Source organism: Microbacterium sp. NRRL B-14842, assembly GCF_050470785.1.
In genome coordinates this window covers 1-11,317 of sequence record NZ_JBFLUM010000094.1, presented here as the reverse complement: position 1 = coordinate 11,317, position 11,317 = coordinate 1, and the positions used below count along the sequence as shown (strand labels likewise).

The 11,317-nt window shown below is 68.6% G+C and carries 17 protein-coding genes; 1 reads left to right on the top strand and 16 read right to left on the bottom strand.

Going from position 1 to position 11,317, the window contains the following annotated elements:
* Positions 1-304: 304 nt before the first annotated feature.
* From AB1285_RS26965 to AB1285_RS26940, 6 genes are all read right to left on the bottom strand, one after another.
* Positions 305-949: a hypothetical protein gene (locus AB1285_RS26965; protein ID WP_005050824.1), complete on the bottom strand. Its 645-nt coding sequence runs from the start codon at positions 947-949 to the stop codon at positions 305-307.
* A gap of 1,300 nt (positions 950-2,249) precedes the next feature.
* Positions 2,250-2,615 (bottom strand): hypothetical protein, encoded by a 366-nt coding sequence (locus tag AB1285_RS26960; RefSeq protein WP_005050832.1) that lies wholly within the window; start codon positions 2,613-2,615, stop codon positions 2,250-2,252.
* 120 nt (positions 2,616-2,735) lie between these two features.
* Entirely contained in the window at positions 2,736-2,960 is a 225-nt protein-coding gene (locus tag AB1285_RS26955; protein WP_429978257.1) for a hypothetical protein, read from the bottom strand.
* A 139-nt stretch (positions 2,961-3,099) separates the two neighbouring features.
* Complete coding sequence (locus tag AB1285_RS26950; RefSeq protein ID WP_429978256.1) at positions 3,100-3,249, bottom strand: hypothetical protein; 150 nt, start codon at positions 3,247-3,249, stop codon at positions 3,100-3,102.
* A gap of 123 nt (positions 3,250-3,372) precedes the next feature.
* Positions 3,373-4,221, bottom strand: a complete 849-nt coding sequence (locus AB1285_RS26945) for a hypothetical protein (RefSeq protein WP_429978255.1) — start codon at positions 4,219-4,221, stop codon at positions 3,373-3,375.
* A gap of 124 nt (positions 4,222-4,345) precedes the next feature.
* Complete coding sequence (locus AB1285_RS26940) at positions 4,346-4,555, bottom strand: hypothetical protein (protein ID WP_429978254.1); 210 nt, start codon at positions 4,553-4,555, stop codon at positions 4,346-4,348.
* A 333-nt stretch (positions 4,556-4,888) separates the two neighbouring features.
* Between AB1285_RS26940 and AB1285_RS26935 the strand changes: the two genes are divergently transcribed.
* Positions 4,889-5,401 (top strand): DUF1643 domain-containing protein, encoded by a 513-nt coding sequence (locus AB1285_RS26935; protein ID WP_005050843.1) that lies wholly within the window; start codon positions 4,889-4,891, stop codon positions 5,399-5,401.
* A 45-nt stretch (positions 5,402-5,446) separates the two neighbouring features.
* Here AB1285_RS26935 and AB1285_RS26930 read toward each other — a convergent pair whose 3' ends face one another.
* The 10 genes from AB1285_RS26930 to AB1285_RS26885 form a co-directional block, all read right to left on the bottom strand.
* Complete coding sequence (locus AB1285_RS26930; RefSeq protein WP_005050845.1) at positions 5,447-5,791, bottom strand: hypothetical protein; 345 nt, start codon at positions 5,789-5,791, stop codon at positions 5,447-5,449.
* Entirely contained in the window at positions 5,788-6,072 is a 285-nt protein-coding gene (locus AB1285_RS26925; RefSeq protein WP_005050846.1) for a hypothetical protein, read from the bottom strand. Before AB1285_RS26925 ends, AB1285_RS26930 begins: the two co-directional genes overlap by 4 nt.
* A gap of 125 nt (positions 6,073-6,197) precedes the next feature.
* On the bottom strand, positions 6,198-6,776 hold the full coding sequence (locus AB1285_RS26920; protein WP_005050849.1) for a hypothetical protein: 579 nt from the start codon (positions 6,774-6,776) through the stop codon (positions 6,198-6,200).
* The gene (locus tag AB1285_RS26915; protein ID WP_005050851.1) at positions 6,773-7,216 is read right to left on the bottom strand and encodes a hypothetical protein; all 444 of its coding nucleotides are present in this window, start codon (positions 7,214-7,216) and stop codon (positions 6,773-6,775) included. The genes AB1285_RS26920 and AB1285_RS26915 overlap by 4 nt, the downstream gene beginning before the upstream one ends.
* Before the next feature lie 113 nt (positions 7,217-7,329).
* A complete protein-coding gene (locus AB1285_RS26910; RefSeq protein WP_005050853.1) occupies positions 7,330-7,875 on the bottom strand; it encodes a hypothetical protein in 546 nt (181 codons plus the stop codon).
* 134 nt (positions 7,876-8,009) lie between these two features.
* A complete protein-coding gene (locus tag AB1285_RS26905) occupies positions 8,010-8,198 on the bottom strand; it encodes a hypothetical protein (RefSeq protein ID WP_005052851.1) in 189 nt (62 codons plus the stop codon).
* Between the two features lie 119 nt (positions 8,199-8,317).
* Positions 8,318-8,530 (bottom strand): hypothetical protein, encoded by a 213-nt coding sequence (locus AB1285_RS26900; RefSeq protein ID WP_005052853.1) that lies wholly within the window; start codon positions 8,528-8,530, stop codon positions 8,318-8,320.
* Positions 8,531-8,694: 164 nt separating this feature from the next.
* Entirely contained in the window at positions 8,695-8,967 is a 273-nt protein-coding gene (locus AB1285_RS26895) for a hypothetical protein (protein WP_005052845.1), read from the bottom strand.
* Positions 8,968-9,088: 121 nt separating this feature from the next.
* Complete coding sequence (locus tag AB1285_RS26890; protein WP_429978253.1) at positions 9,089-10,030, bottom strand: hypothetical protein; 942 nt, start codon at positions 10,028-10,030, stop codon at positions 9,089-9,091.
* Positions 10,031-10,187: 157 nt separating this feature from the next.
* Entirely contained in the window at positions 10,188-10,571 is a 384-nt protein-coding gene (locus AB1285_RS26885; protein WP_429978252.1) for a hypothetical protein, read from the bottom strand.
* Between the last annotated feature and the right edge of the window lie 746 nt (positions 10,572-11,317).

Sequence of the window (11,317 nt, the reverse complement as noted above, 5' to 3'; positions counted from 1 at the left end):
GTAGCGCACCGCGGCGTAGAACTCGTAGGGCCAGTCGTAGCTCCCGCCGATGTAGTCGGGGTCGCGGCGGGTGCCGCTGGCGATGATCGTGGCGTTGGTGAAGTAGTCCGCGAAGTAGTCGCTGACGCTGACGCCGGCCGTCTTGTGAGTGGATGTGGCACCCATGGTGTCCTCCTCGGTTGCTAGTGAATGTGACATTCACAGGCTAAGGGAGGCCTCCGACATCGCCGACGTGACAGCAACAACGACGGCGGCGGGATGGCGAGCGCGAGCGCGGGGCCGAGCTCGGGGGAGAGCGAAGGGGCTACCAGGCCTCGGGGTCAAGAAGTTCGTCAGCGACATCGACGAAGTAGTCGTCGTCTTCACTCCATGCGTAGAGGCCCTCGAAGACCACGCCGATTGCAAACGTCATCACGACGAGTCCGCCCCAACGGCCGATGAACTCCGAGTAGGAGTCGAAAGCTCTGTGCTCTCTGGCTCGCTCGAAGATCTCGTACATGATCTTGCTTGACTCCTCGTCCCAGCGTTCGGTGAAGGATGGGCGCGCGATTGCCCCGGTGAGAACCTCGTCCTCGAACCAGGAATCCAGGAGGCTGAGCGTCGTCCCGATGATCTGCGCGGGGGTTGGTTCTTCGTCGGGGGTCATCCCGGTGAGGAAGTCGGAGAAGTCTTCGTAGTCGGCCTCCCACAAGTACTCTGCAGCGAGCCGTATCGCGCGGAACGCCTCTTTTCGAGCCTCACCTGTAGGCACCGCCATGATGAAGTTGTGACGTTGGATCGCCACCTGTAGGCCATCGTTGATCTCGTCGATTGTGTAGGCCTTGCCGCTGTCGAGGTCGATGTCACTTTCGAGAAGCAGCGGCTTGAGCTGCTTGAAGAGTTCAGCTGCCAGCCCTGTCTCTACACGCCGCCCGAAACTGTCGCGGCCGCTGCTGTCTACGTTGGGCATGAACGAGTCTCCTCATCAGGCGTCTGTAGCTCAGACCATAGCCGAGGGGTCTGTTGCCCGGAGCCGGGACATCGCCTGTGGTGCCGTGAGACGATGCGTCGATGAAGACGACCCATCGCGACGGCGAGGCGGGTGGGCTGCGGATGCCGGCCGTGTGGGATCGGGCCTCGCTCGAGGCGGTCGGGTTCGTGGGGTTCGTTCGATTCGCGGATCTTGCGGCCGCGAGGGTGCCGACTGAGGCGGGGATCTACGTGGTGCTGCGTCCGGCGGCGACGTCGCCGGAGCTGCTCGAGCTGACGCGAGCGCGGGCGGATCCGCCTACCCTTTGGATGACCTCGCGGCTCGGTGGGTGTCGGGGACGCCGGTGCTGTACATCGCAAGGCAGAGGCGAAAGTGGGCGGGCTGCGCAAGCGGCTGGGCAGTTCGCGCGGAAGGGTGCCAGCCACCAGGGCGGGCGTTCGATCTGGCAGCTGGCCGATCAAGACGAGCTGCTCGTTGCGTGGGTGACGACGCCGGAGGAGTCCGCGGAGGACGTGGAGGTTCGCTACCGCGCCGCGTTCGCTGACGTGTTCGGTCGCTGGGCCGTTCGCGAACCGGAAGCGATGAGGGCAGGCGGTTGATGAGAGGGGTTTCGCCGGGGATCTAGGTTGCTACCGCGGGCCTGTGTACGCTCTCGGCCATGAGGGCAGACAGGTTTGAGGACGTGGAACTTGGCGCGTTTGAGCGCTTCTATGACGAGCGACCCTTCGAGGGGCGCAGCTATCCCGGCCCATACTTCGAGACCGAGATCGCGTCGGGCATGAAGCGCGGGTTAGCGGTGTCCGTGGAGGGGCCTACGGTCGATGACGCGCGGGCGCTCATGGATCAGGTGAGGGCCATTATCGCCCGCCCGCTGCCACCCACGAGATGTACTCTGCGCTGCTCGAGACATTCCCCAAGGCGTTCCCCTGGAATACCCCAAGACAGATGAGCTATGCCGTCACGCCGAGTGCCATTTGCGTCGGAAGGGAGGGAGACTACTCAGTCCACTTCGACGTCGACTCGGAAGACGACACTCAAGTCGACTATTGGCCTGTCGTGTGGCTTGACCGTGACGGCAACATTCTGAGCGCCTCACGCCGATGGCGGACGTGGCGAATATCCCGGAGGTCGGGACTACACCCTCCCGGAGGCGACCGAGGCGTTGGTGCGATCCTGGCCGTCGAAGAACATTTGGGCAGAGGACATCGCGACCCGTCTGGACAAACTGGACGGGCTGGGCTGAGCCCCGCGTTCGTCGACGGGGCCCAGCGCGGCGGTGTCAGCCTCGTGCGGCTGCCAGCTCAGCGTCGATCCGGCGCCGCTCGCCGCCGGGGTGAGTGCTGCCCAGCAGCACGACGCGGCGATCCCATGCGACCTCACCCGTGAGCGAGTCGACCCAGTCGGTGACGTCGGCGCGCTGCGCCTCGGTCAGCTGGTCGACGGCCAGGCCGGGCAGGATCGTATCGGGCAGGGTGAGGGTCTTGCGCAGGTACTCGAAGTCAACCTCGTTGCGCCAGGCGCGCTCCGACTCGATGAACCGGTCGATCTGCGCGTTGTCGGGGTGCCACTGGCATCCGCCGATGCAGGCCTCCTCGGGGTCGACGGACTGAAACCAGACGGCGTGTACGGTGCGGTTGGTGGTCATGGCATCCTCCCGGATTGCTAGTGAATGTGACATTCATAGGCTACGGGGGGCCTCCGACATTGGCAGCGGCGAGCGCCGCGAGGGGCGGGGCGGGCGGTGTGCCCGCCCCGCCGGGTTGGGTTACTCGCGCTCCCAGTCGGTGACTTCCGCGTCGATCGAGTCGGCGACGTAGTTGTCGGATCGGAGCGACTCGATCACGTCTTCGACGGTGTACGCCTCGATCGCGAGGTCTTCCGCTTCGTCCGACGTGCGGGCGGTGACCGAGACGGTAACGCGCTGGGTCAGTGTGACGGAGAGGGTCACCCGGAAGTCGCGCTCGCGCGGGGTGCCGCCGATCGCTTCCACGAGCCGGTCGTACTCGGAGCAGAAGCCCTCATCGTTGGCGATCTGCTCACCCTTCTCCAGATCGCCGCGAGCCGGTCGTCGGCGGCGTCGGTGATCGGCAGTCGCAGCCTGTCGATCTCGCGCTGCTGCCGTTCGACGGTCAGCGCGAGATCCGCGGCCTGCGCTGGGCGGCGACGAGATCGGCCTGCGTGCGGGCCATCTCCCCGACGTAGGCGCCGCGCCGCTCGGTGACCGGGGCGGGCATGTCGAGCTGGCCCTGAGCGAACTCGATGTTGGTGGTGGTTGCCATGGTGTCCTCCTTGGAACGTAGGCGGTGAATGTGACATTCACAGGCTACGGGGGGCCTCCGACATTGCTGCGGCGAGCGCGGCAGTGCCCCGCCGGTAGATCCCGGCGGGGCACTGGGGGAGGTTCAGCTGGCGGGTGGTGTGAGTGCCGCGAGGAGTGCTCTGAGGGCGTCCACAGCCCCGTCACGGGCCTCGAAGACGGCATCCATGGTATCGGCCTCTGTGGAGCGCTCGGCCTCCTCGATCGCCGCCTGTGCGGCGCCGGTCAGCTCGCGCAGGCGGGCGGTGTCTGCGGCGAGCGCGAGGGGTGCTCCGTGCTCGGTGATGTGCAGCGTCCATCCGTCGCCGGTCGGGGTCGCCACACGGTGGCGATCGCCTGTCCTTCGGCGTTGTCGAAGTCGACCTTGCCGAAGTCGTCGCCGTGGTGGGCGAGGATGCGTGCTCGGTCGTCGACGGGCATCGAGTACAGGTGGGAGTTGCTCGGCGTCCAGGTCGCCGGTTCGGCGCGCTGGCCGGTGTCGTAGGGAGTGAGTGCGGTGGTCATGGCTGGTCCTTTCGTCAGAGGGTCGGGGGCGGGCGCGGTGCCCGCCCCCGGTGGTGTCAGCGGGTGAGCAGCCGGCGATGATCCTGTCGACGGACTCGGCCGAGACCGTCACGGCGCAGGGGATGCAGACCTCTGTGCGGGTGTGGCGGATGTCCTCGTGGTCCAAGATCGTGACGACGTAGTTGCGGGCGTCCTGGACGCCGCACTCGGCGCAGGAGTATCCGACCGGCGGGGCGTCGGTCTCGGTGTCGTCGTCGATGCCCTGGCGGGCCAGTTCGACGGCCTGGCCGACCCAGTAGGCGACGGCCTGGTCGTCGACGACGAACGCGCCGTCGTCGATTGCCTCGATGAGCGAGCCGCCGTGGTTGCTGGTCATCCGCTCGAGGATCGTCCGCGAGATCTCGTCGACGGTGAGTGGTGTGGGTGCCATGGTGTCCCTCCTTGGAACGTAGGCGGTGAATGTGACATTCACAGGCTACGGGAGGCCTCCGACATTGCTGCGGCGAGCGCGGCAGCGCCCCCGCCGGTAGATCCCGGCGGGGCGCTGGTGGGGGTCAGTCTTCGCCGGGGAGGGCGATGATGATGCACGCCTGGCCGGTGAGGTTGTACCCCTCGATGCTCACGCGGAGTCGCTGGCGGCTGGCGGTGGTGGCGGTGCTCGGGTTGCCGGAGCGGGTGGCGTTCGGCACGCGCAGCACGTAGGTCTCGCGCGGGACGAGATCGCCGGCGACCTGGCGGGCGGTGGGGCGGATGACGTTGAGCACGTCCCAGAATCGGGCGTCCTCGCTCTGCCCAGTCGCCCTCGCGGGTCCACTGCACCGCGGCCTCGTAGGCGGCGCGGTGTGAGCAGTACCGTGAGCCGGTATCCGGCCTCGAGGGCGGTGGCGGGGTTGAAGTGCAGCAGCAGCCCGTCTGCGACGGCCTCCTCTGCGGTGTAGACGGCGATGATTTCTGCGCCCTTGAACGGGTTTTCGCTCTGCTCGGTCATGTGTCCTCCCGGATCGCTTGCTAGTGAATGTGACGCTTACACTCTAAGTGAGGGGTCAGACATTGGGCCCGGCGGGTGAGCGCAGGACGATGGGGAGACGGCGGCGTGCATGACTGAGACGTGGATCTACGAGCGCACGGCGGACAACTCTGCGCGCTTCGTGCTGGGGACGGTGGGCGTAAACCCTCTCGTGTGCGTCGGTGTGAACCCCAGCACCGCGGCGCCGGGAGACCCGGATCGCACCGTCAGCAAGGTCATGGGGTTCGCGGCCCGAAACGGGTTCGACAGCTGGGTGATGCTGAACCTCTACCCGCAGAGATCCATCGACCCCAAGGGCATGCACCTGGTGCACGACCCCCAGCTGCAAGCCGATAACGAGCGACACATCGCCGATCTCATCGGCGGACGCCAGCTCACGATCGTCGCCGCGTGGGGCGAGCTGATCCGATCCCGCCCTTACCTCCCGCAGATGCTTGAGGGCATCGCCTCGGTGACGGATGCCTCCGGCTGTGACTGGGTGTCGATCGGCGATCTGCTCAAGAGCGGGCACCCCCGGCATCCGTCACGCGCCCGCTACGCCTGGCCGTTGCAGAGCTTCGACGTGGCGAGCTATCTGGCCTAGACGTGACGGTGCCCCGCCGATTGATCCCGGCGGGGCACCGTGCGGCTATTCCTCGTCCTCCGACCATTCCAGGCGGGGGTCGAAGTGGAACCGCTCGCGGGCCTCGTTGTGGGCGAGGTCGTCGCTGCGGGCCACGTACTCGTCCTCGCTGAGCCGGGAGCCGTGGCCGTTCGCCCAGGGGAGCGGGTCGCGGTCACCGTCGCTCTCGGCCAGCCAGGTCTCGCGGATGATGTGGTCAGCGGTGCCGGTGTGCCCCAGCTCGTCGAACAGGTCGGCGAGGATGCGGCCCTCGGTCATGTTGATCGAGCTGAACACGTCGTCATGCCACCTGCCGATCATGTCGGCCGCGGCCGCGACGACGGCGAGGTCGGGGATCGTTCCGCTGCTCATCGCTGCACCTTCCCCAGTCCCCAGTCGGCTCGTTCCTCGTCGGCCATCCACACGGCCCGGTCGAGCGCGTGGTGAAGGTCGACGCCGCGCGCGTCGGCCAAGTGCACGAGATCCGTGAGCACGTCCCGGATCGCCTGGTCCGGCTCGCTCGGCTCGTCGTCGTACCAGGCCGCGATGAGCGTGTCCGTGCGGAACCGCGAGCGCTGCATGGTGTCGGTCTCGGTGTTCGCGTGCAGCTCGCGGCTCATCGTGAGCTCGAGCTGCGTGGTGGGGTTTGCCATGGTGTCCTCCAGGATCGTTGGCTAGTGAATGTGACATTTACAGCCTAGGGAGGGGGTCAGACATTGGCCGCGGCGAGCGCGACGGTGCCCCGCCGGATGATCCCGGCGGGGCACCGATTAGAGCGTCAGCGGCGGATGCCGCGCGCCCAGTAGAGCGCCCACGGCAGGTCGAACCGTGCCGCGATGCCGTCGTGGGCGATGTGCAGCGCGCTCGCCGCGTACCGGCGCGTGGGGAGCGGCTGGATGCGCTGCGGGTGCACGTCTCGCTCGGGAGCCTGGTGCGGGGTGCTGCCGGTGAGGATGCGGCGGGCCGTGCCCTGGTAGGCGCGGTCGGCGTAGCCGGTGATGACCTGGAAGGCCACGAAGCCGGGCCCGCCCCACGGGGCGGCGTACTCCGTGTCGAACAGCCTCCACGTCTCGGTGATCGTCCGCGCGGCCGGATCGAAGCTGCGAGTGTGGATGACCGCCTCCGGGTCGTCCGGCCGCTCGGCCTCGATCGCGTCCAGCGCCGTGCCCAGCCGGTCGAGCACGCGGCGAGCGCGGGCGATCTCATCGCGGCTGCTGAGCGCGTCGTGGTCGCCGCGGTCGATCGAGTGCACCCACTCATCGCAGGCCCACGCGGTGAGCGGGAACGTCTCAAGGCATGCCCAGTCGCGGAACGCCTCGACGATCGGGTTGCGCCGGGTCGCGCTCGCCGCGGTCACGGTGCCACCACCCGCAGGGAGCGCAGCCAGTCGACCTCTTGGGCGTCGAGAACATGCCCGGTCGTGATCCAGTCGGCGGCATCGTCGGTGCCGTCGAGATCGCGGAGCGTGTACACCTGGCGGGGGGCGTCGTCGTGTTCGGGGTTGCCGTCGTAGATCGTGCCGTCGTTGAGGAACACCCGGATGCGGCCGGTGCTCTCGGTGGTGTCGATCTGCGCGACGGCCGCGCCGTCGATGAGGGACACGTACCCGTGCACGTCGATGCCTGCGGCCTCGCCTGCGTGGTCGGCGACGGCCCGCTCGGCGGCGCCGGTCGCGAGCGCGCGGATCGCGTCGGCGTCCACGTCGCCCTGGCCGAGCGCTTGGGTGAGCCCGTCGATGTCCTCGTAGTTGAGCGCGATCGTCTCGGCGACGATCTCGCTGATCGGTTTGGTTGCCATGGTGTCCTCCCGGATCGTTGGCTAGTGAATGTGACGTTCACAGCCTAGGGAGGGGGTCGGACATCGGCGCGCGCTCGCCGCGAACGTGGGGCGCTCGCCGATGTCCGGGCGGGCTACATCTGCCCGACATCCCGCGCCATGCGCTCGCGGAACGCCGCGCACGCCGCGTCGATGACGGCGGCACGATAGGTGCTGCTCTCGCCCGCGGGGAGGGTCGCGAGCGCGTCTCGGAGGGCGGTGCGGGTGCTGTAGTGCAGAGCCTCGGATGCCTTGTGCGCCGAGCGGGTGCTGATGTCGTGGGTGATCCGCTCGATGATCTCCGGGACGGTGAGTGGGGGCAGCTCGAAGCGGTAGCCGGCGAGGTCGGCCAGGATGATCGCGCGCTGCCGATCGGTGAGCGGGGTGCCGTACCCGCTGCTGGGGTACAGCTCGAGGTCTCCGCTGCGGCCAGCCCGGATGTTCACGCGGACGTAGGGACGCTCGGCGCGGCCGATGCGCACGTTGCTGATGCGCTCGCCGCTGTCGGGGTCGATCGGGCAGAGGTCGGCGCGCGGCTCGCCGAGTGTGGGGCCGGGCTCGTGACTGCGGGCGTCGGAGACCTCCCAGGTCAGTCCGGCCGCGGTGAGTCGGTCGCCGAAGGTGAGGGGTGCGGTTGCCATGGTGTCCTCCCGGATCGTTGGCTAGTGAATGTGACGTTCACAGCTTACGGGTGGGGTCGGACACTGCGGCGAGCGCGGCAGCGCCCCGCCGGTCAGTTCCGGCGGGGCGCTGCGGGAGGGGTCGTGCTCGTCGCCTACTGGGGGGAGAGGGCGTTGGTGACCTGAGTCTTGATCTCTTCGGCGGCGAGGATCATCGCGCCGTCCTTGTGTGACTCGCCGTAGGCCGCGATCACGCCCGCGATCGCGCCCCATTCGGCTGCGGCCAGGCTCACGGGGATGGGCTTCGGCTGTGATCCTGCGGGCGATCCGCTCTCGCTGGTCATGGTGTCCTCCTGGGTGTCAGGTAGTGAATGTGATGTTCACAGTCTAGGGCGGGGGTCGGACATTGCGGCGAGCGCGACAGCGCCCCGCCGGTAGATCCCGGCGGGGCGCTGTCGGTGGGTCAGTAGTCCTCGTCGGTGCGGGCGAGGGTGTCGATGATCCGCAGTCCGTTGTGGAGGGGGATGGTGACGGTGGACAGGAGCGTGTAGCCCTGTGCGCCGTAGGCGTTCAGGTCGTCGTCGCGCTGCTGGCGAGCGCGGTTGCTGGCGATCTCGCCCTCCGCCTCGGTGTACTGGCGGGTGTCGATGGTGATGAATCGAGTGCGGTTTGCCATGGTGTCCTCCCGGATCGTTGGCTAGTGAATGTGACATTCACAGCCTACGGGTGGCCTCCGACATTGGAGCTGCCCACGGGTATAGGCCTCGGTTTCGGGGGTTCGCAGACATCGCAGGGCGGTGCCCCGCGACCGTCGCCGCGAGGCACCACACGAGGGGCTGGCTATGCGCCGGGGCACTCGGTGTCGATGTCGTCCTGGTCGAGCGGCAACAGTCCGCACGCCTGGCAGGTCGTCGTCCCGGTGAAGCGGCCGCTCTGCCACTGGTGGGCGAGCGGCTCGGCGGGTGCGTCCTCGTCGTCGGTGTCCATGGTCGCGGTCGCGCCGCAGTCCAGGCACCGGGCGGCGACGTCGCCGTTGAGGGTGACGACGACGCCGGGGACGCCGGAGAGCCATTCGATGTTGGCGTGGTCGCAGTCGGTAGTGGTGGTGGCCATGATGTCCTCCCGGAACGCTGGCTAGTGAATGTGACATTCACAGTCTAGAGAGGGGATCGGACATCGGCGGCGAGCGCACGCGACGGTGCCCTGCCGGTCGTCCGGCGGGCACCGCGTGGGGTCAGGCCGCGTCGAGCGGCGTCCAGTCCCGTTCGTGGGCGGGGGTGTAGTCGATCAGCGCCGCGAGGCGGTCGCGTGCGGCCTGTAGCGCCTCGATCTCGGTGTCGTTGCTGTCGCCCTCGGCGGCGGCGAAAGTGTCCTCGATCAGACCGGCGATCTCCTTCTGTGCCGCCTCGTCGATGAGGGTGAGGCGGGCGATCTCGCCGTCCGGGTAGCGGGCATCCAGCGCCGCGGCGTCCTGGTAGTCGAAGGCCCACTGCTCGCCGAGGATCGCGAACGCCGCGGCGATGTCGCGGCCGCGGTCGCCGGTGCTGATCGCGACGTAGCCGCGGTTCAGGCCGGTGCCGACGTGCGGGTGCAGGTCGGCGTGGTCGGGGCCGAAGGTGATGTAGGTGGTCATGGTGTCCTCCCGGATCGGTTGGTAGTGAATGTGACGTTCACAGTCTAGGGCGGGGGTCGGACATCGCCGCGGGGTGTCGGTCGTGGGGTGCGTGGTGCGTGAGCGCCCCAGCCGAGGCGTAGGGCGCTCACGTCGTGGGGTGTGGCTACGCCTTCCAGGTGCCTTCCCAGCCCTCGGGAGACGCACGCCGTGCTCGCCGTGCTCGTCGGTCTGGTGCAGGTACACGAGCACGTCGCCGGGGTCGGGGTCGGCCTCGTACTGCGGCACGGTGCGCTCGATGGTGTTGATCTGGCCGACGCTGTTGTAGCGCACGTCCACGTCGATCGCGCGCAGGTAGCCGTCCTCGACGTTGACGTGCTGATCGCAGCGCGGGCACCACAGCACGACGCGCTCGCCGTAGTCGGTCGGCTCGTCGAGCTCGACGATGCGCAGCGCGGGGAAATCGGCTGCCTCGATCTCGTGCATGACGCTCCACAGCCGGTCGATCAGGTCGTCGGCAGGGATGCGGGGAGCGGCCGCGGCCGCGGGTTCGGTGGTGGTCATTGTGTCCTCCTGGGAACGGTGAAGGCCTGCGGCGAGCGCGGGCGGGATTAGAACTCGAGGTGCTCCCGCCGAGGGGAGGGGCGTGTAGCCGGCTCCCCTCGGGTGGGTGGTGCTCGCCGCCGCCGGGGTAGGTGTGCACCCGGCGGCGGCGAGGGGGTCAGACGGCTTCGACCAGCCCAGGGCTGACGCGCCAGCCGTTGGCGAGCGTGTACGACTTGGGGTTGGTGCGGACGATGAGCGTCTCGACTCCGGCCAGCCCGTCACGGGTGGTGCGCGGTTGGCGACGATGCGCACGCGGGTTCCGGGGATCAGGCTCGGCAGCGCGGGCCGCGGTGGCTTGCAGGGCAGCGGCGAGCGCGTCGTCGCTGTGCCCGGTCGGCTCGACGGTGGCGGTGCGGGCGAGGGTGTACACCTTGCCGGGTTCGGTGAGGGCTGCGATCTTCGCCTTGGTGCGGGCGAAGTCGATCAGCACGTACTCGGTGCCGCGGAAGCGGAACGTGTCGCCGGGGGTGCGGGTGATGAGGGTGGTGGTGTCGGTCATGGCGTCCTCCTTGGACTCTCGACGGTGAATGTGACATTCACAGGCTACGGGTGGCCTCCGACATTGGGCGGGGCGGGCGGCGCGGTCTGCGCGCCCGCCCCGGCGTGGGTCACTGGGCGGCGATCGCCGCGGTGATCTCGGCGGTGACCCGCTCGCGCTTGGCGTCGGCATCGCGCCCCGGCTCGAAGTGACCGAACGCGGTCAGGTACGCCTCGATCTGCCCGCGCAGGTACTCGGTGTTGCTGGCGTCGGCGTTGAGGGCCGATGATCGCGTAGCGCGCTGCGCTCGCCGCGGCCCGCCAGCCGCTCTGCGTGAGGGCCGTGGGGGTCGCCCTCGGGGAGCGAGTAGGGCTGCTCGATCTGGCCGTCGCGCGCGGTGTACTTGGTGACGGTGCGCTCGGTGACCACGACGGCATCCAGATAGTCGGGGTCGCCCTGCCCGCCGAGGGGGCACCCACACCTGGGGGTCGTCGTCCGGGTGGTCGGCGTCGATGCGAGCGAGCAGGGCGGGCATTGCGGGGTCGAGGGTGAACGGGTCGCTGAGGCTGTAGTCGTCCCAGGCCTGGCGCAGCTCGTCCGGCTCGATGGTCGTCCATCCCTCGTCGAACTCGGCGCGCAGCGGAGCGTGGAAGCGGATCGCGCGCTCGACGGCTGCGCGGATGTCGTGGGACGTTGTTGATGGTCTCGGTCATGGAGTCCTCCCGGAACGATTGCTAGTGAATGTGACATTCATAGGCTACGGGTGG